This window comes from Enterococcus spodopteracolus, assembly GCF_030441955.1.
GTDB lineage: Bacteria > Bacillota > Bacilli > Lactobacillales > Enterococcaceae > Enterococcus_B > Enterococcus_B spodopteracolus.
In genome coordinates, this window is the sequence record NZ_JARJHD010000001.1 from 93,345 (window position 1) to 111,556 (window position 18,212).

An 18,212-nucleotide genomic window follows, 5' to 3' on the forward strand; every position below is an offset into this window, starting at 1 on the left:
TCGGAAGTGCACAGCCCCCCTATTCGTGTCTAAGGATAATAAAAGTGAGGGAAAAATGTGAAGATTGACTTATTGATTAGAGATGCTCAAGTGTATAACACAGCCAAACAATGTTTTGAGAAGAAACATGTCACAGTCAGCGGTGAAAAATTTTATTACATCACAACAAAGGATTTGAGTCATTTGGAGATCCTTCAAGAAATTGATGGCCGAGGGAAATACATGATTCCTGGCTTGATTGACAGCCACATGCACATTGAGAGTTCAATGACCACGCCAAGTATTTTTTCAAAGGCCGTTTTACCATTTGGTGTGACTACAGTGATTGCGGATGCGCACGAGATGGCAAATGTTTTTGGGCTTAAAGGGTTGACTGAATTTATGGATGCAGAAACGGAGTTAGATATTTTCCATGCAATCCCATCGTCCGTTCCTTCCACTACACCTGAACTAGAAACTACCGGTGGCATCATCGGATTAGCTGAAACGGAAAAACTGTTAGACAATCCAAAAGTGCTTTGTTTAGGCGAAGCAATGAATTTTCACGGTATTGCCCATGAACCAACTTCGCTAGTTCGCCAAATTATTGACCTATGTAAAGAAAAACGTCCGACGATGCCGTTAGAAGGACATTGTCCTAAAATTTACGAAGAAGAATTGGCATCATTTATGTATAGCGGGATTTCTTCTGATCATACACATCAGTTTCCGGAATCCTTAGCAGAAAAAATTGAGAACGGTATGTTCATCCAATTCCAAAATAAGTCGATCACACCGGAAAATATGGCGGTGATTACAGAAAATGAATATTATGACTATGCTTGTCTCATCACTGATGATGTGATGGCAGATGATTTACTCACTGGGCATTTAAATGAAAATTTGAAGAAGGCAGTAGAGGTGGGGTTGCCGGTCGAACAAGCGATCTATATGACGACTTATACGCCTGCACGTAGAATGGGTTTGAATGATCGTGGATTGATTGGACCTGGACGAGTGGCTGATTTTATTTTGTTAGATGATTTATCCACATTCGCTATTTCTGCGGTCTTTAAATCAGGCAAAGAAGTCTACAGGCAAGGTGAGGCGATCACTTATCCAGAAAAAATCGAACAATTTCCTGATTCATACAGTCAAACGGTCCATTGTAAAAAGCTTTCTTTAGACGATCTAAGGTTGCCAGTCAAAACGGATTTGGCAAGTGTTCGTTGTAATGTTATTCGTAAACATGAGGTTGGTACGTTTACAGAACGGATCACGAAGGAAATTCCGGTGAAAGATGGGTACCTCGATTGGGAAAATTCAAATTGCGCCTTATTGCTCGTGATGGAACGTTATGGAAAGAATGGCAATGTGGCGTATGCTTTGATGGAAGAACCCATTTCAAAACCAGGAAGTATTGCGACGACTTGGGCGCATGATCATCATAACGTGATGGTGATGGGGAATAACTACCAAGACATTCTGCTGGCTCAGCAAAAATTGCTGAAATTACAAGGTGGCTATGTGGTAGTTAACGAGGGCAAATTAACAGCAACTTGCCCGCTACCGATTGGCGGGATCGTTTCACAAGCGCCAATTGAAGAGTTAGGCCAAGACTTAAAAAATGTGCGTAGAGAAATGCAAAATCTAGGCTACAAAAATATGAATGAGATCATGTCTTTTTCTACTTTATCATTACCAGTTTCACCTGCAATCAAAATGACAGATAAAGGAATGATGAATACGAAAACGCAGGAATTTTATCCGCTGGTTTTTCCAAGTGATGGTGTTTTATTATGAGTACATTGATAAAAAATGTCCACGTTCTAACAATGGATGATCAATTGACTGAATACAAAAACGGGTATGTACGGATTGAAGAAAATCGCATCATTGAGATAGGAGAATGGCAGGAAGGCATGGCTTCTGCGGAGGAAGTCATCGATGGAGCAGACGGCATCTTGTTGCCAGGTTTTGTGAATACACATACCCATGCTGGGATGATTCCTTTTCGATCTTTAGGAGATGATGTACCGGATCGGTTGCGCCGGTTCTTATTTCCATTAGAAGCGTTCATGACTCCAGAGTTAGTGGCAGCGAGTACAGCATATGCAATTAGTGAAATGTTGCTTAGTGGTGTGACAGGTTTTTGTGACATGTATTATTTCGAAGATCAAGTCGCGCAAGTATGTGATCAGTTTAAGATTCGTGCGATCCTTGGTGAAACGATCATTGATATGCCTGTGTGTGATAATGTAGAGCCTTCTGGCGGCTTGACTTATTGTGAGACATTCCTGCCAAAGTGGAAAGATCATCCATTGATTACACCTGCGTTGGCTCCTCATGCGCCAAATACCAATACCTATGAAGGGTTGAAGCGGACAGTTGAATTGAGTGAACGATTCGATGCGCCGATCACCTTGCATGTGGCAGAAATGGACTATGAAATGCAGGAATTAGCGAAGCAGTATCAACAAACCCCATTCGAGTTGTTGAAAGATTTAGGTTTTATGAACAGACCGTTGATCATGGCCCATTGTATCCATATGACGGAAGCAGATATTGCTTTAGTCGCTACAGAAGGAGAGCAAGTTGGAATAGCGCACTGTATCGGTGCCAACACAAAATCAGCGAAAGGTGTCGCGCCAGTTAAAGCTATGCTTTCTGCGGGTTTAACTGTCGGTTTAGGTACAGACGGTCCAAGTAGTGGCAACACTTTAGACCTTTTTGCACAAATGAAGCTATTTGCCAATTTTCATAAAACCTTTGAAAAAGATCGTGCGCTTTTCCCAGCGAAGGAAATTGTCCGTTTAGCCACTAGAGGTGGGGCGGAATTGTTAGATTTTAAAGAGACGGGTCAGCTTGTTGTAGGGAACAAGGCAGATTTTATTGTCGTTGAGACGCAGTCTGTGAATATGTTTCCGATTTTTGATCCATATTCTGCCTTAGTTTATTCAGCGAATGCTTCCAATGTGGCCCATGTATGGGTGGATGGCAGACAACTCGTACGTGATCACCAGTTAGTCCATCATGATTTTAAACAAATCAAAGCTGATCTCTATGAACAAATGGGGCAATTTGTGTTTGAAGCAAGGCGGAGGATGTAAGAAAAAACCGAAGAACCATGGTAGCAAATTTGCTGCCTTGGTTCTTCGGCATATCTTTGGCGATAACGAATTTTTGTGCATTGTCTGATTCAGCTTTTGATATAAGAAGTAACTATGTTTGTTTTTCTAAGATTTCTTTCGTTAATCGTTTCGCGGTAGGTGTCACTGCAAGACCGCCTTCTGCGGTTTCTTTGAAAATCGAAGGCATTTGTCTGCCCACTTGGTACATGGCAGCGACTACTTCATCAGGTGGGATCACGCTTTCGATGCCAGCTAAAGCCATATCAGCTGAGATGAATGCTTGTGACGAACCTAAAGCATTTCTTTTAACGCAAGGGACTTCGACGAGACCAGCTACAGGATCGCAGATCAAACCCATCATATTTTTAAGCGTGATTGCCACAGCTTGGGCGGCTTGGTGAGCTGTGCCGTTTTTTGCACAAACCAAGGCAGCCGAAGCCATCGCACTCGCTGATCCGACTTCTGCTTGACAACCACCTTCAGCCCCGCTGATCGATGCGTTGTTTGCAATGACCAAGCCAAAAGCGCCAGCTGTAAATAAGAAGTCGAGTTGTTGTTCATGGGTTAATTGCAAACGATCACGTACGGCCATCAAGACACCAGGGACAACTCCTGCGCTGCCCGCAGTAGGTGTTGCGCAGATCAATCCCATTTTGGCATTGACTTCGTTCACAGCAATCGCATTACGTACCGCGGTTAAGATTGTTTCGCCACTAAGGAAATCAGCGTGAGAAAGATAGTTGTCCATCTTTTTGGCATCGCCGCCAGTAATTCCTGTGACAGAAGTTACGCCGGCTTTTCCTTCTGCGATAGATTGTTCCATCACGATTAGATTCTTTTCCATGATCTTGATGATCTGCTCACGAGAACGACCGTTCATCTCCATCTCAACTGCGATCATTAATTCGGCAACGCTAGGGTAGTCTTGTGCTTGTTGGACTAATTCTTCAATTGATAAAAACATACCTCGTCTGCTCCTTTACTCGAAATAATTGACACTGTCAATATTTGGTAACTGTTTTAGTTTTTTTACGGTATCTTCTACTTGAGGATCGTCCACTTCCATGATCATAATAGCATTTTCACCTTTTGACTCACGAGTCACTGTCATTGTACCGATATTGGTATTAGTTTCTGAAAGAATATTGGTGACTTTAGCAATCATGCCAGGAACGTCTTGGTGGACGATGATCAAGGTCGGTGTTCCCATGCTTAATGAGATCTTGAAGCCGTTCAATTCAGAAATCTGGATGTTGCCCCCACCAATTGAGATGCCTGTAACCGAAAGCTTTCGACTGCCTTTTTTCAACAACATTTTGACGGAATTAGGATGGTCGGCTTTTTCACTTTTAGGTACGAATAATACTTCCATACCTGCTTCATGAGCCAACCTTAACGAATCTGCTAAACGAGAATCATCAGGTTCCATGCCTAATAATCCTCCAACTAAGGCAATATCAGTACCGTGTCCACGATAGGTTTTGGCAAAAGACTCATATAGGTAGATGTCAACAGAATCTGGTTGATCGCCAAAAATACTACGGACGATCTTTCCGATTCTTGCTGCTCCAGCGGTATGCGAACTGCTCGGTCCGATCATGACAGGACCAATAATATCAAATACACTTCTGTATTTTAGATCTTTCATTATTTCACCTCATTAGAATAGAAGAATTTATTTACTATATATATTATGTATTAGGTTCATACAGGCGTAAGTTTAGCATAAATAAGCGATCTATAAAGAGATTTCTTCACGTTTTAACCAGATATTTAGCTTTTTTTGGATAAAGGTGAAAATAATCAGAAAAAATTGTTGAAAAAAAAGAAAAATTTGCTATACTGTATCAGTGTGCATTCGTTATGTACATGATATGTCAATTGATTTTAAGATCAACTGACAATACGTGGGAGGAGAAATATGCATCTCCAATTAACCACATCACGGACTTAAGGAGGTATGTCTCGTGGCAAAGAAAGTAGAAAAAATCGTTAAATTGCAAATTCCTGCAGGTAAAGCAACTCCAGCTCCCCCAGTAGGTCCTGCACTAGGTCAAGCGGGTATCAATATCATGGGATTCACAAAAGAATTCAATGCTCGTACAGCTGATCAAGCAGGTTTGATCATTCCAGTTGTGATTTCTGTATACGAAGACCGTTCATTCACATTCGTAACAAAAACACCACCAGCTGCAGTCTTATTGAAAAAAGCAGCGAAAATCGAAAAAGGTTCAGGCGAACCAAACAAAAATAAAGTTGCTAAAGTTTCTAGCGATCAAGTAAAAGAAATCGCTGAATTAAAAATGGAAGACCTAAACGCAGCAAACGTTGAAGCAGCAATGCGCATGGTTGAAGGAACTGCACGAAGCATGGGGATCACTGTAGAATAATCTGCACCCTAAGAAAGTAGCTTCTCAGTTGGCCCTGTATTGAAAGGTATAGGACACGTGGGAGGTACAACCGTTATAACCACAATCAAGGAGGAACCAAAATGGCTAAAAAGAGCAAAAAAATGCAAGAAGCATTGAAAAAAGTGGATTCAAGTAAAGTTTATTCTGTCGCTGAAGCAGTAGCATTAGCGAAAGAAACAAACATTGCAAAATTTGATGCAACAGTTGAAGTTGCATACCGTCTAAACGTAGACCCTAAAAAAGCAGACCAACAAATTCGTGGAGCTGTTGTATTACCAAACGGAACTGGTAAAACACAAACTGTTTTAGTATTTGCTAAAGGAGACAAAGCAAAAGAAGCTGAAGCAGCTGGTGCAGACTTCGTTGGTGACGACGATATGGTTCAAAAAATCCAAAACGGATGGTTTGACTTTGACGTAGTTGTTGCAACACCTGACATGATGGCTACTGTTGGACGTCTAGGACGTGTATTAGGACCTAAAGGCTTAATGCCAAACCCTAAAACTGGTACTGTAACAATGGACGTTACAAAAGCAATCAACGAAGTAAAAGCTGGTAAAGTAACTTACCGCGTTGACAAAGCTGGAAACATCCACGTACCAATCGGTAAAGTTTCTTTCGACAACGAAAAATTAGTTGAAAACTTTGCTGCGATCCATGATGTATTAGTGAAAGCTAAACCATCTGCAGCTAAAGGTCAATACATGAAAAACATTACTGTAACAACAACATTTGGACCTGGTATCCATGTAGACCAAGCTTCTTTCTAATCCAACGATTAGGACGTTGATTGATCCAACTGAAAAATAATTCTTGACTCAACTAGTTTAGCGTGCTAAGCTAGTTGAGGTTAATAATTAACTTGTACCGAAGACAGTAGGTGGCTTAGCCTTAATTTCCTACCGAGGACGTTTATTGAATATATTCAATAGTCCCTCTATGTCTACGGTGGCATAGAGTTTTTTGTTGTGAATCACTAAGAACGCAGTGATTAGATGATGAACAAACGATTCAGTCGTAAAAACTCTTCCATCAAAATTCAGGAGGTGAAACTCAAAAATGAGTGAAGCAATTATCGCAAAAAAAGCAGCAATCGTTGACGAAGTAAGTGCAAAATTTACTGAAGCAGCTTCTGTAGTCGTAGTTGACTACCGTGGATTAACTGTTGATGAAGTAACTCGCTTACGTAAACAACTTCGTGAAGCTAACGTTGAAATGAAAGTTATCAAAAACTCAATCCTTTCACGTGCAGCGAAAAAAGCCGGTCTAGAAGGCATGGACGAAGTTTTCACTGGCCCTACAGCCGTTGCATTCAGTAACGAAGATGTAGTAGCACCAGCGAAAATCATGGACGAATTTGCTAAAGATGCAAAAGCATTAGAAATCAAAGGCGGTATCATCGAAGGTAAAGTATCTACATTGGAAGAAATCACAGCATTGGCAAAATTGCCAAACCGCGAAGGACTTCTATCTATGTTGCTATCTGTACTACAAGCGCCAGTCCGCAACGTGGCTTACGCTGTCAAAGCAGTCGCAGACAAAGAAGATGGAGATGCAGCTTAATCGCCGCATAGCATAACAATAAATAAAAAAAGAACATTTAAAATGGAGGAAACAAAAATGGCATTGAACATTGAAAACATCGTTGCTGAGTTAAAAGAAGCAACTATCCTAGAACTTAACGACCTAGTTAAAGCTATTGAAGAAGAATTTGGCGTATCTGCTGCTGCTCCTGTAGCTGCAGTTGCTGCTGGTGGCGGTGCTGCTGCTGAAGAACAAACTGAATTCACTGTAGAATTAACTGCAGCTGGAGACCAAAAAGTTAAAGTTATCAAAGCAGTTCGTGAAGCAACTGGCTTAGGCTTGAAAGAAGCTAAAGCTGTAGTTGATGGCGCTCCTGCACCAGTTAAAGAAGGCGTTTCTAAAGAAGAAGCTGAAGAATTAAAAGCTAAACTTGAAGAAGTTGGCGCTTCTGTAACAGTTAAATAATTTTATTGATTTTCGATCGGCTAAAAACCTTATTTATTAAGGTTTTTAGCTTTTTTTGTTTATTGAAATACACTGTGTTTCTAGTTTAACTCGTGGTAATACAAGTAAAAATATAAACATCATTTAAACATGAGGAGTAGGAGAGAAGAAAGGTGTTTATCAAGTCAATTGCTAAAACTTATTCGTTATTAGATATAGTTGACGATAGATAACAGTAGCTAAAAGTAATTTAGGTACGTGTACAATCTTCTTGTAAGTCAACTATTATCCAGACGCATTCTGGTGTGTTTTTGTATAAAAAAAACGACTCAAAATGAGTCGTTTGAACAGATTATTGTAATAGATCATTAATTTCTTTAAATTCTTTATCAAGTTCTTTTTCATCATATTTTTCGTATTTATCAGCTTCATGAAGAATTTTTTTGATTTCATGAATCGCCTTACGTTCAACTAACCATTTTTTTAGATTGTGTTTTTTTTCTGGATTTTCAGATAACGTATCAAGTTCATTTAATTCTTTATCCAGTTTATTGACTGCAGCAACAATTTTGTCTAAAGCTTTTTCTTCTTTGTGTTCTAAATCTGACATTTATCTTCACGTCCTTTTTATTTGATAATTTAAGTATAGGACGTTGCCATTAATTTTTCAAAAATAAAACACTTATATATGTTTATTTGCATAAAGGACAAGAAGAACTCAACAATTGATAGTTCCTGCCCTCCATAGGATTATTTGATTGAAAAAGTGGTGGGTTTCTGAGCTATACTTTGGTGGAGTAACTAAAAATGATAGTAATTTTCATTAAAGCACAGAAACTATTAGTAATTTTTTTAATTATTAAAAGCTTGATATTAAAGTAGTTGAAGTGAATAGAAGCCATCAATAATTATAAAATTAAAATACAGGTAAAAGCTTATGCGCTATCCATCTTCGGATGGTATTTTTTATGGCAGATATAAATAAAACGAATAAAAATCCTTGTTTTTATAGATTATAATTATGTTGTGGTACATGATCGTCTATCCAACTTGTAGGACAAAAGGCTTGTCGTTGTAACCCCCAATTAATCTCGCCAGATCTTCTGTGTTTTCTGCCACTTTTTTCTAAGCTGCTTGAAAGAGTAGCCTTTACATAAATAATTTAACAAAGAAGGTATAGTTATGTATTATGTAGAAGTCCAAACGCGAGGAGTAAAAAATAAACAGTATGTTAAAACAGTACGCCATAATTATCCATTATTAGGATCATGGGAAGAAGCTGAACCATTTTCAAAAGAATGTGCATTGCAAATAAAGACAATATTAGAACAAGAATTAACTTGTGGAAAAGCAAATGTCACTATCATAGAAAAGTGAAAATGATTGAAACTTTAACCAGACAAAGCAATAGAAGGACAACACGTGCTTAATTTCATAAAGCTTATCAGTGAGAAAATGTGGATAGATAAACTTTAAAAATATATGTAAGAAGGGATAGGCATGACATATGAGGTTAAAGTCAGTAAAGAAATTCTGAATATATTTTCTGAGAATCAATCAAAAAGGTATCAAGAAATAATCTTATATAAATTGAAAGAGTATTTGATGCACAACTTTTATCGAATCAAACGTGTTGATGCACCTGTAAAACAATCAATTTATGAAATGAAAATCCGCTTAGGAAAAGAAAATTTTCGAATTGCATTTATAATAGAGGATAAGAGGGTACAAGTTTTTTATATTAGTCGAACGTTAAAGAAAGAATTATTTGATAAAGAAGTAAATAGAGTTGTTCATCGATTCAATAAAAATCACAGAGTTACTAAGTCTATGAAGAAAGTAGAGGCATAGTAAAATGAACATGATTTGTAAAAAGCAATTAAAGCAATTTTTGAAAAGAAAATTTAAATCGAAGGATTGTTTTAAGTTAAAAATTCTTACGTTCAAAAAAGATCGCTATTTACTTATCAGTTATGATCAAGAACGATATACAATAGTTGAAGATGGATTCGAAAAGAGTAAGTATGAGTTCGACTCTTCAGATGAAGCAATAAAAGCAGTGATGAAAATGGCAAATATTGAATTTAAACGTAGCTATAGACTTTATGTACAATAAATCCTCTGATAGTACAGTCTGATGAATCGAAAAAATCCTCTTACGATGTAGAAAGAAATAGGAAATATTAATTAATGAAAAATTAAAAAGCCAGATATTAAAGCAACCAAAGTAAACTAAAAGCAGTGAATTATTGCAAAGTAAAAGTAATTAAATCTTTTCTATTCATTCTTATGCACCGAAGTCTTCGATATGAGTGGTTTCAGTATTTTTTGAGCAAATTGTTTTGCCTTCAGCATGTTTAGCATAATAGTGATAGAAAGTCTGGTATTTTAAGTTTCACGTTTGTTCTGTTTCCTCATCTAATGATACACTAACAGTGAGTAAGTCTGAGGAGGAGAAGAAGTCGCTATGAAAAAGCAATATATACGTAATACATTGATTGGTTTAGGATTACTGCTGATTTTGTTTGTTGGCTATCAACTTTATTTAGAGTATCGACCAGATATCCACTTATTACTAGATCCACAGGCAAGCCGCAAAGAATGGATGCGAGAAATTCGTTCACACGGAGTATCTGCTGCGTTTATTTTGACGCTGTTGATCAGTTTGATGTGTGCGGTGCCAGGTATTCCTACTTCTGTAATCGGTGTGGTCGTCGGCCTAAGTTATGGTCCATTTCTAGGAACAGTTATCAATGTAACAGGCAATGCAATTGGAAATATCTTATCAATTGTTTTGATGCAACATTTATCCTTTATGGATCATAGTAAAAAAGAGAATCGTTGGGTCAAAGCAATACGTCGGATGAAGCATCCAAAAATAGGAGTCATGATTGGCTATATGGTACCGGTGATTCCGTCTTCTGTCGTGAACTTTGCCGCAACCTCCTTAAATCTTTCGGTTCGTGAGTTATTATTATCGATCCTTATCGGTGTAGTGCCATCTTCCCTTTTATATGCGTGTGGTGGAGAAGCATTGTTTCATGGGGAACATATAAAAGCACTTGTTTTGGTTGCTAGTGTGTTAGTTTTAACAGTATTGGTGTTTATTATCTATCATGATCGAAGAAAACATTTAGTTAAATAACCTTATTTATTTTATTTGAGCCTCCCTGTTTTCAATTATTCTAAGAAGTTGTAAACTAAGAAAGGAAATGGGGGAATCCGATGGAAATGAATAAGCAAACACCGCTTTCGAAATCATTGATTTTATTATTAGCGATCACCTGTGGGGTAGTCGTCGCAAATATGTATTATATCCAACCAATTGGCACAAAAGTAGCAGCAAATTTATCAGTCAATACGAGTGCTGTAGGTTTGTTGACGATGCTGACTCAATTAGGCTATGCATTAGGATTGTTATTTTTAGTTCCGTTAGGGGATGTCGTCGATCGACCTAAATTGATCATTCGCATGGCGGGATTATCTGCACTATCGTTATTAGCAGCCTTTTTTGCACCAAACTTTGCTTTATTTGCAGTTGCTTCTTTCTTGATTGGTCTACTATCGATCGTTCCGCAAATCATTATTCCCTACGGCGCCGTACTTGCAGGACCAGCAGCGCGAGGAAAAACCATGGGGATCTTATTGAGTGGTTTACTAATGGGAATCTTGCTCTCTCGAACTGTTTCGGGACTTCTTGCTAGTTGGTTTTCTTGGCGCAGTGTTTATTTATTTGCCCTTTGTCTGGTGGGGGCGCTCACTGTGCTACTCTATTTAAAATTACCAAGAACACAAGGAACGTTGGAAAAAGAATCTACAGTCTCTTATCTTGCTTCATTACAAAGTTTACCAAAACTCGTCAAAGAACAACGATTGTTACGTGAAGCTGCAATCAATGGCTTTTTTATGTTTGGAACTTTTTCGCTTTTTTGGTCAACGCTGATCTTTTATATCAGTAGCCCAGCTTATGGATGGGGTACTTTTGAAGCAGGAATCCTGGCGATCTTTGGTTTGTCGGGAGCAGTAGCTGCACCGATCGTTGGTCGCTTGGCCGATACTTATTCGGAAAGACGGATTGTTGGTATGGGTTTAGGGATGCAGACAATTAGTTTTCTCGCTTTGTTTGTTGCGGGTGACTATGTTGCTGTCCTATTAGTTGCAATCATTTTATTAGATGTTGGAAACCAGTTCGGGCAAGTAGCGAATCAAAGCAGAGTACAAGGTCTTGGCGAAGCAACAAGTAATCGCAACAACACGATTTTTATGTTTATGTACTTTATCGGTGGAGCAACAGGCTCTTTATTAGGCTCAGTGATGTGGCAGCATTATGGTTGGGTAGGTGTGACTGTTACGGGACTGATTTTCCAATTGTGCGCTTTTTTCTTTCAATATTATTTCTCTACTCGTAGAAATAATTTGGAACAATCGCTATAACCCCAAATGCTATTAAGACAGAAACTATGGCATTATAAAAACGATCAAAGTCATCAGAAATATATGACTTTGATCGTTTTTTTGATTCTGGAACTTTTAGTTACGTTTTGATGAAATCAATAATATTTTGATAATTATCGTATATTTGGTCTATACAGATATTGTCATTTTGAAATAAAGGTGCTATAATTGGGCTATACCAAAATAAAAGGGAGTAATCGTTATGGAAATCATTCGTGTGAAAAATGCTGAAGAAGGCGGAAAAAAAGCTTTTGAGATAATTAAAAATGGAATGGAAAATGGTGCGAAAGTTCTAGGTTTAGCAACAGGAAGTACGCCAATCACTTTATATAAAGAAATGACTTCAAGCGACATGGATTTCAGTAACATGACTTCTGTTAACTTGGATGAGTATGTTGGACTAGGTGGCTCAGATGATCAAAGCTACCGCCATTTTATGAATGTTGAATTATTCGACAAGAAACCATTTAAAGAAACATTCGTACCTGATGGAAAAGCAGCTGATTTAGAACAAGCTTGTCAATCCTACGACCAAATCATTGAAGAACATCCAATCGATATCCAAATTTTAGGGATCGGTCAAAACGGTCACATCGGTTTTAATGAACCTGGTGCTCCATTTGATGGAAAAACAAGTGTTGTTGATTTAACTGAATCAACAATCAATGCCAATAAACGATTCTTTGATAAAGTGGAAGACGTCCCAACGAAAGCAGTTTCTATGGGAATCGGCTCAATTCTAAACGGTAAAAAAATCGTCTTGATGGCTTATGGCGAAAGTAAAGCAGAAGCAATCAAAGGAATGATCAATGGACCGGTTACCACAGATATGCCAGCAAGTGCTTTGCAAAAGCATGATGACGTGATAGTCATTGTTGATGAAGCAGCAGCAAGCAAATTATAATAGAAAAGATTTCAGTCACTGGAGATCATCTGGTTTTTATCAGATGATCTGGCACAGTGGCTTTTTTAGGTCATAAAAAATAGTTATATTTTGTTTGTTTTTTTTAGTCATGCTATATTTGATAAGAGGGGGGATATTCATGGAGGATATGGTTTTATCCATACCAGAAATTATTATACGATTGAGTATCGCATTGCTTTTTGGCGGAGCAATTGGTTTTGAGCGACAATATAAAAACCGTCCAGCAGGGATGCGTACACATATTTTGGTTTGTATGGGGGCTTGTATTATTGCCTTGATCCAAGTGGAAATTGCCAGTGGTGCGTTGAGAAATGCATTAGAGTATCCTGAATTAGTTGGGACCCTCCGTTCAGATGAAGCTCGTTTGATTGCACAAGTTGTCAGTGGCGTCGGTTTTTTAGGAGCAGGTACGATCATTGTTACGAAACAATCAGTGACTGGATTAACGACCGCAGCCTCACTTTGGGCAATCGCAGGATTGGGTATTGCAATCGGAATGGGTTTTTATGCCATTGCACTAACTAGTTTCGTCGGTATTGTGTTTGCATTGACTGTGGTGAAGCGCATCATCCATGTACCAACAACAAAAAAATTAGTGATCCAATTTATTCATCGAAAAGAAACCAAGGATTTCTTGAATGATTATTTTGAAAAAAGAAACATTACGATCGAGGATGTCAATTTTGATGTAAAATTTGTGGATGATTACCGTATTTATAAAAATGTTTATACGATCGATTTACCAAAAGGATTGACGTATGCAGAAGTGATCGAAGAATTATCCACGTATAAAAATATTACTAACTTACATCTGGTTAGTTTATCTACCTGAGTGACCATTTTTTTAAATAACAAGAAATAAAAGAAAAAATAGCGCTTTATCGATGAATAAATGATAAAATAAGAGTATCTGTAAGCATGAAATTTGGAGGATATCTATGTATTCAAGGTTCAAAGAGTCAAAATTATTGTTTTGGACAGTGGAATTAGTCTTAACGATTATTGGCGTTTTCTTTATTTTACGTATGCCAAATGTGTTTCACCCGATTTTGAGAATGGCATCTGCAATCATTATGCCATTGATCATTGCTGGATTTTTCTATTATATGTTTAATCCAGTTGTCTTGTTTTTAGAAAAACATCGAGTACCACGCGTGTTGGGCTATCTATTGACATTGATCGTTTTATTAGTGATCGTCTTTTTGACCATCATGAACATCTTGCCTCAATTGGTTGATCAAGCAGTGCAATTAACCAGCAGTATCCCTGCATATGCAGACGAAACAAGTCGTTGGTTGACTGAGATCATGCAAAGAGAAGAGTTTCGTTCATTGAATCTAGAAGAACAGTTTGTGTCTGCCAACTTGTCGTTGAGCAACTTATTCAATATCTTGTTGGTTAGTCTGACAGGGAGCGTTTCAAGAATTCTTTCTTTTATGATGCAATTCTTTATTTTATTGTTTACTGTCCCATTCATCTTATTATTCATGTTCAAAGATGGACATAAATTTATTGATGCGTTATCGCCTTTCTTTCCTCAAGCAATCCGAGGAGAATTACGACAAACGGTCAGAGAGTTGAATGAAACGTTATCTGCTTACATCAGTAGCACGATTGTGGATGCAGTGATCATTGGCGTGATGAGCTTTATTGCAATGACGATTTTCAAGCAGCCTTATAGTTTGTTGCTGGCAGTCGTTTGCGGAGTGACGAATATCATACCGTACGTGGGCCCTTTTATTGGTGCAGTACCAGCTATTATTGTCGGACTGTTTATTTCGCCATTTCAAGCACTATACATGGCATTATCCATTCTTGTTATCCAACAATTGGATGGCAATGTGATCAAGCCATTACTCTTCGGAAAAACAATGAACATTCATCCGCTAACGATCATTTTAGTATTGATCGGTGCAGGAAGTGTTGCTGGGATCATGGGAATGTTGATTTGTATCCCTGTGTATGCGGTGATCAAAACATTAGTATTGAATATTCGTAAGATTTATTTATTGCGGAAGTTTGAACAAGTTCCAGCAGAAGAACAACCCAAGAAAATTGAATTAGAACATGAATAACTGTCAACGAAAAGAGACGAGGATCATCAAATGATGATCCTCGTCTTTGTTTAGATATAATTATCAAACACTTTGCTCAAGTTTCGGTTCTGCAAGAAAATCTAAGGAGCGGATCTCGACACCTTCTGTTTCGAAGATCACCACTTCATTTGTCCCTTGGTTAAGGAAATCTTTTGGACAATAAAGTGAATAGATCGGTCCACGATTCCAATAGCGGCCAAGGTTGATCCCATTGACAAAAATCACTCCTTTACCATAGTTGGAACAATCGATATACGTATCTATCGGCTCGGCTACATCAAATGATACGTGATAAAACGAAGGATGAGCTGGATTTTTGCCAGCTTGATAGTCGATCAGCTGAAGTTGCTCGGCTGATAGTGACAAAGGATAATGTAAATAGCCTTGATGGAAATGGATATCTTGCATGATTCCGCCACGAATCCCTTTTGTTTGGGTCGGGTTATTCAATTTTGAGCCATAATTGACTCTTCCATGATTTTCTACTAGTACATCTAATTGGATTTCTTCATTTTCTGTCTTTCCTTGGATCATGAACTCTTCACCTATCGTTGTTTGTTCTTGCGTCAATTGATAGGTTTCGTCCACATAAACGGAAACTCGATCACTTGCTTCGATGATCCGAACTTTGTTTTCATGGTGATAGTTTCTCAGAGCTAAGGAATATAAGACATAGCCATATCCATTGCTGACTTGTTCCATCGTCATAGGATAAGCGGTAGGTACTGCTTTTGCTAGTGTTTCTTTTGTGTTTAGTAAAGAAACGCTAGTATCAATTGGGTAACTACCAAGAGACTCTAAATGTTTTGTACGTGGTTCTGCTTGCCATACATCGGGGCAAACTTCTTTGATTGCTTGTTGGACAGCATAATATTTTTCTGTAGGTTCACCAGCTTCAGTGAGTAACGCATCGTAGTCATAGCTTGTCAATTGTGGTAAATCGGTGTTTCCACGAGCGGAACAGCCATTATAAAAACCAAAATTGGTGCCTCCATGGAACATGTACAGATTCAAAGAACCAACTTCTAACATATCTTTGACTTCATTCGCTAGGTCTTGAGCATCTCGTTTGATGATCGGTTCGCCCCAGCGATTGAACCAACCATCCCAATATTCCATACACATCAAGGGCCATTTTTTCCCATGTTTCTCAAAAAAAGCTTGCAAGACCGCACTATTCTCTTTAGAATGACTACCAAAATTACCAGTGACGAATACATCATCTTCAATCAGGGTCCCAGCATCCAATACTTCATTCCAAGCACCATCGGAAGTAAATAGAGGAACAGTGATGCCGGCATTCTCTAGTAGTTGTTTCGTTTTACGTAGATACGCTTTTTCCATCCCATAAGAACCATATTCATTCTCGATTTGGATCATGATAACAGGGCCACCGTTTGAAATTTGTAAAGGGAGGATCTTGGGCAGTAAGACATCATAGTATTTTTTGACTTTTGTCATAAATCGTTCATCCGTCGAACGCAAACGAATACCTGGTTCTTTTAACAACCAAGCGGGTAGACCGCCAAACTCCCATTCTGCACAAATATATACAGAAGGGCGTAAAATGACCATCAAGCCAAGTTGTTGAGCAAGTGCAACAAAAGCAGTGAAATCATTCATTCCTTCGAAGTTGAATTGTCCTTCTTTGGGTTCATGGATATTCCAAGGAATATAGGTTTCGACAGTATTTGCGCCTAATGCTTTCAAGTTATATAAGCTATCTTCCCATTGCGATTGAGGAAGACGGAAATAGTGGATGGCGCCACTGATCAATTTAATTGGCTGCCCATCTAAAAGAAAGTCTTCTTTTATTTCAAAAGTTTGCATGTTGGTTTCTCCTTACCAATATTTTTTCCACGAGGGTTTTGCTAAACGCATCAGAGCTTCTAGATAGAAATAATCGCCCCAAAGATTAGGTTCATCGATTCCTTTACCTTCTGCATGGGCATATACGCCATGTAGTAATAGACCTTCATTATCAGGTTCGGATAAAGATGTGTAATGTTCGCTTAATTGGTAGAGCATTCCTTTCGCTAATTCTTCAGACTGAGGATACGCTTCCATATTTGCGGCTTCTAATAATCCACAGGCGGTGATCGCTAAGGCTGAACTATCTTTGTCAGAAGGATGTTCATCTGTGAAATCAAAATCCCAATAAGGAACAAGGTCTTCTGGTAAATGTGCCAAAAAGACATCCACGATTGCTTCATAATTTGTAGGTAAAGACGAAGTTTTTAAATAACTTTCATTTAAAGGAATCCCAAGAACAGCCCAACTTTGGCCACGTGCCCAAATCGACGCATCGCTATTTCCCTGATGTGTGGCACCGTGAGTTGGTGTACCGGTTGAAGGATCAAAATAATACGTATGGAAAGTTGTTGCGTTTTCTCTAACAACGGTACGTAACACTGTTTCGTAATGTTTCTTTGCTACTTCTCGATAATGATCATTACCTGAAATCTCAGAAGCTTGGAACAATAAAGGTAAGTTGATCAATGAATCGATGATCAAGCGATATTCTTTTGGATCGCCATACGCGCCCCAGGCTTGGATAAATTGTCCTTTTTCTTGAAAACGTGCAAGTAAGACATCTGCGGCTTGAAGCAATTCTTCTTTGCATAATAAGCTGTTGGTTAACCGATAGCCTGCACCAGCAGATAAACTATATAAGAAACCAATATCATGATGATCTAGCACGTGATGTGTGGTTAAACGCTCTTTGAAACTATGGATATTTTCCATGGCACGTACGAGAAATTTCTCTTTGCCAGTCCATTCATAAGCCAACCATAACATGCCAGTCCAAAAGCCATTCGTCCAGTCATCATTAGGTTTGATCCGATAGATCCCATTTGTTGCGCAAGCCGACGGGAAGTCTAGACCGTAGCGTGTCATATTATGTTCGATTTTTTGGCAACACCAATCAATTTGCTTCGCTAGCCAGGCGCTATCGACAGACTTACTTATGGAAATAAGGGAAACTTTTGTTTGTTGTAATCCCATCATACCACTCCTCTTAATTTGTTAACATATTAACTTTAAGCTAGTATAACCTAAATAATCAGAAAAAGCGAATGGCAAAATTAAAAAAACAGAAAAATCAAAAAATAAATAACCTTATTTTATTTTTTTGAAGTAGGTAACTCTGATCTTGGACAGAGGCATATAGTAAGAAGAGGCCGGGACAGAAGTGTTCAGCCTCGAGAAATAAGGCGCCATCCACAAAAGTTTGAAGAACAATTTT

18 protein-coding genes and 1 other annotated feature are annotated in these 18,212 nt (G+C 38.4%); of the genes, 13 read left to right on the top strand and 5 right to left on the bottom strand.

Annotation, left to right across the window (positions count from 1 at the left end):
• Positions 1-57: 57 nt before the first annotated feature.
• Positions 58-1,782, top strand: coding sequence for an adenine deaminase (locus P3R27_RS00445; RefSeq protein WP_301357331.1), 1,725 nt, complete (start codon positions 58-60; stop codon positions 1,780-1,782).
• Positions 1,779-3,089, top strand: coding sequence for an amidohydrolase (locus tag P3R27_RS00450; RefSeq protein ID WP_284592102.1), 1,311 nt, complete (start codon positions 1,779-1,781; stop codon positions 3,087-3,089). The genes P3R27_RS00445 and P3R27_RS00450 overlap by 4 nt, the downstream gene beginning before the upstream one ends.
• 112 nt (positions 3,090-3,201) lie before the next feature.
• Here P3R27_RS00450 and sdaAA read toward each other — a convergent pair whose 3' ends face one another.
• Both sdaAA and sdaAB read right to left on the bottom strand, forming a co-directional pair.
• Positions 3,202-4,074, bottom strand: coding sequence for an L-serine ammonia-lyase, iron-sulfur-dependent, subunit alpha (gene sdaAA, locus P3R27_RS00455; protein WP_284592103.1), 873 nt, complete (start codon positions 4,072-4,074; stop codon positions 3,202-3,204).
• Positions 4,075-4,089: 15 nt separating this feature from the next.
• Positions 4,090-4,758: an L-serine ammonia-lyase, iron-sulfur-dependent subunit beta gene (gene sdaAB / locus P3R27_RS00460; protein ID WP_010734281.1), complete on the bottom strand. Its 669-nt coding sequence runs from the start codon at positions 4,756-4,758 to the stop codon at positions 4,090-4,092.
• Between the two features lie 319 nt (positions 4,759-5,077).
• Here sdaAB and rplK point away from each other — a divergent pair, with 319 nt between their 5' ends.
• The 4 genes from rplK (at position 5,078) to rplL (ending at position 7,510) form a co-directional block, all read left to right on the top strand.
• The gene (rplK, locus tag P3R27_RS00465) at positions 5,078-5,500 is read left to right on the top strand and encodes a 50S ribosomal protein L11 (protein WP_010734282.1); all 423 of its coding nucleotides are present in this window, start codon (positions 5,078-5,080) and stop codon (positions 5,498-5,500) included.
• Between the two features lie 101 nt (positions 5,501-5,601).
• Positions 5,602-6,291 carry a 50S ribosomal protein L1 gene (gene rplA / locus P3R27_RS00470; protein WP_010734283.1) on the top strand — a complete coding sequence of 230 codons (690 nt, stop codon included), beginning with the start codon at positions 5,602-5,604 and terminating at the stop codon, positions 6,289-6,291.
• 79 nt (positions 6,292-6,370) lie between these two features.
• Positions 6,371-6,496 (top strand) — a sequence feature (ribosomal protein L10 leader region).
• A gap of 84 nt (positions 6,497-6,580) precedes the next feature.
• Positions 6,581-7,084, top strand: coding sequence for a 50S ribosomal protein L10 (gene rplJ / locus P3R27_RS00475; RefSeq protein WP_034687089.1), 504 nt, complete (start codon positions 6,581-6,583; stop codon positions 7,082-7,084).
• Positions 7,085-7,141: 57 nt separating this feature from the next.
• The gene (gene rplL, locus P3R27_RS00480) at positions 7,142-7,510 is read left to right on the top strand and encodes a 50S ribosomal protein L7/L12 (RefSeq protein ID WP_010734285.1); all 369 of its coding nucleotides are present in this window, start codon (positions 7,142-7,144) and stop codon (positions 7,508-7,510) included.
• A 331-nt stretch (positions 7,511-7,841) separates the two neighbouring features.
• Here rplL and P3R27_RS00485 read toward each other — a convergent pair whose 3' ends face one another.
• A complete protein-coding gene (locus P3R27_RS00485; RefSeq protein ID WP_126134352.1) occupies positions 7,842-8,099 on the bottom strand; it encodes a hypothetical protein in 258 nt (85 codons plus the stop codon).
• Positions 8,100-8,671: 572 nt separating this feature from the next.
• Between P3R27_RS00485 and P3R27_RS00490 the strand changes: the two genes are divergently transcribed.
• The 7 genes from P3R27_RS00490 to P3R27_RS00520 all read left to right on the top strand — a co-directional run bounded on the left by P3R27_RS00490 (position 8,672) and on the right by P3R27_RS00520 (position 14,944).
• Positions 8,672-8,866 (top strand): hypothetical protein, encoded by a 195-nt coding sequence (locus P3R27_RS00490; RefSeq protein ID WP_034687084.1) that lies wholly within the window; start codon positions 8,672-8,674, stop codon positions 8,864-8,866.
• 123 nt (positions 8,867-8,989) lie between these two features.
• Positions 8,990-9,340 (top strand): hypothetical protein, encoded by a 351-nt coding sequence (locus P3R27_RS00495; protein ID WP_034687083.1) that lies wholly within the window; start codon positions 8,990-8,992, stop codon positions 9,338-9,340.
• A gap of 616 nt (positions 9,341-9,956) precedes the next feature.
• Positions 9,957-10,634 carry a TVP38/TMEM64 family protein gene (locus tag P3R27_RS00500; RefSeq protein ID WP_034687077.1) on the top strand — a complete coding sequence of 226 codons (678 nt, stop codon included), beginning with the start codon at positions 9,957-9,959 and terminating at the stop codon, positions 10,632-10,634.
• A gap of 80 nt (positions 10,635-10,714) precedes the next feature.
• Positions 10,715-11,923 (top strand): MFS transporter, encoded by a 1,209-nt coding sequence (locus tag P3R27_RS00505; protein ID WP_034687075.1) that lies wholly within the window; start codon positions 10,715-10,717, stop codon positions 11,921-11,923.
• A 223-nt stretch (positions 11,924-12,146) separates the two neighbouring features.
• Positions 12,147-12,848, top strand: coding sequence for a glucosamine-6-phosphate deaminase (nagB, locus tag P3R27_RS00510; RefSeq protein WP_034687073.1), 702 nt, complete (start codon positions 12,147-12,149; stop codon positions 12,846-12,848).
• 139 nt (positions 12,849-12,987) lie between these two features.
• Positions 12,988-13,701 (top strand): MgtC/SapB family protein, encoded by a 714-nt coding sequence (locus tag P3R27_RS00515; protein ID WP_010734293.1) that lies wholly within the window; start codon positions 12,988-12,990, stop codon positions 13,699-13,701.
• 106 nt (positions 13,702-13,807) lie between these two features.
• Positions 13,808-14,944: an AI-2E family transporter gene (locus P3R27_RS00520; protein ID WP_034687070.1), complete on the top strand. Its 1,137-nt coding sequence runs from the start codon at positions 13,808-13,810 to the stop codon at positions 14,942-14,944.
• Positions 14,945-15,007: 63 nt separating this feature from the next.
• Here P3R27_RS00520 and P3R27_RS00525 read toward each other — a convergent pair whose 3' ends face one another.
• Together P3R27_RS00525 and P3R27_RS00530 are read right to left on the bottom strand one after the other, a co-directional pair.
• Positions 15,008-16,795: a glycoside hydrolase family 35 protein gene (locus P3R27_RS00525; RefSeq protein WP_126134351.1), complete on the bottom strand. Its 1,788-nt coding sequence runs from the start codon at positions 16,793-16,795 to the stop codon at positions 15,008-15,010.
• Positions 16,796-16,807: 12 nt separating this feature from the next.
• Positions 16,808-17,971, bottom strand: a complete 1,164-nt coding sequence (locus P3R27_RS00530) for a glycoside hydrolase family 88 protein (protein WP_034687065.1) — start codon at positions 17,969-17,971, stop codon at positions 16,808-16,810.
• Positions 17,972-18,212: the final 241 nt, after the last annotated feature.

Bases quoted from the DNA above. Each gene is read 5' to 3' on its own strand.
- P3R27_RS00450 (WP_284592102.1), top strand. From the start codon at position 1,779: ATGAGTACATTGATAAAAAATGTCCACGTTCTAACAATGGATGATCAA.
- sdaAA (WP_284592103.1), bottom strand. From the start codon at position 4,074: ATGTTTTTATCAATTGAAGAATTAGTCCAACAAGCACAAGACTACCCT.
- sdaAB (WP_010734281.1), bottom strand. From the start codon at position 4,758: ATGAAAGATCTAAAATACAGAAGTGTATTTGATATTATTGGTCCTGTC.
- rplA (WP_010734283.1), top strand. From the start codon at position 5,602: ATGGCTAAAAAGAGCAAAAAAATGCAAGAAGCATTGAAAAAAGTGGAT.
- rplJ (WP_034687089.1), top strand. From the start codon at position 6,581: ATGAGTGAAGCAATTATCGCAAAAAAAGCAGCAATCGTTGACGAAGTA.
- rplL (WP_010734285.1), top strand. From the start codon at position 7,142: ATGGCATTGAACATTGAAAACATCGTTGCTGAGTTAAAAGAAGCAACT.
- P3R27_RS00485 (WP_126134352.1), bottom strand. From the start codon at position 8,099: ATGTCAGATTTAGAACACAAAGAAGAAAAAGCTTTAGACAAAATTGTT.
- P3R27_RS00490 (WP_034687084.1), top strand. From the start codon at position 8,672: ATGTATTATGTAGAAGTCCAAACGCGAGGAGTAAAAAATAAACAGTAT.
- P3R27_RS00495 (WP_034687083.1), top strand. From the start codon at position 8,990: ATGACATATGAGGTTAAAGTCAGTAAAGAAATTCTGAATATATTTTCT.
- P3R27_RS00500 (WP_034687077.1), top strand. From the start codon at position 9,957: ATGAAAAAGCAATATATACGTAATACATTGATTGGTTTAGGATTACTG.
- P3R27_RS00505 (WP_034687075.1), top strand. From the start codon at position 10,715: ATGGAAATGAATAAGCAAACACCGCTTTCGAAATCATTGATTTTATTA.
- nagB (WP_034687073.1), top strand. From the start codon at position 12,147: ATGGAAATCATTCGTGTGAAAAATGCTGAAGAAGGCGGAAAAAAAGCT.
- P3R27_RS00515 (WP_010734293.1), top strand. From the start codon at position 12,988: ATGGAGGATATGGTTTTATCCATACCAGAAATTATTATACGATTGAGT.
- P3R27_RS00520 (WP_034687070.1), top strand. From the start codon at position 13,808: ATGTATTCAAGGTTCAAAGAGTCAAAATTATTGTTTTGGACAGTGGAA.
- P3R27_RS00525 (WP_126134351.1), bottom strand. From the start codon at position 16,795: ATGCAAACTTTTGAAATAAAAGAAGACTTTCTTTTAGATGGGCAGCCA.
- P3R27_RS00530 (WP_034687065.1), bottom strand. From the start codon at position 17,971: ATGGGATTACAACAAACAAAAGTTTCCCTTATTTCCATAAGTAAGTCT.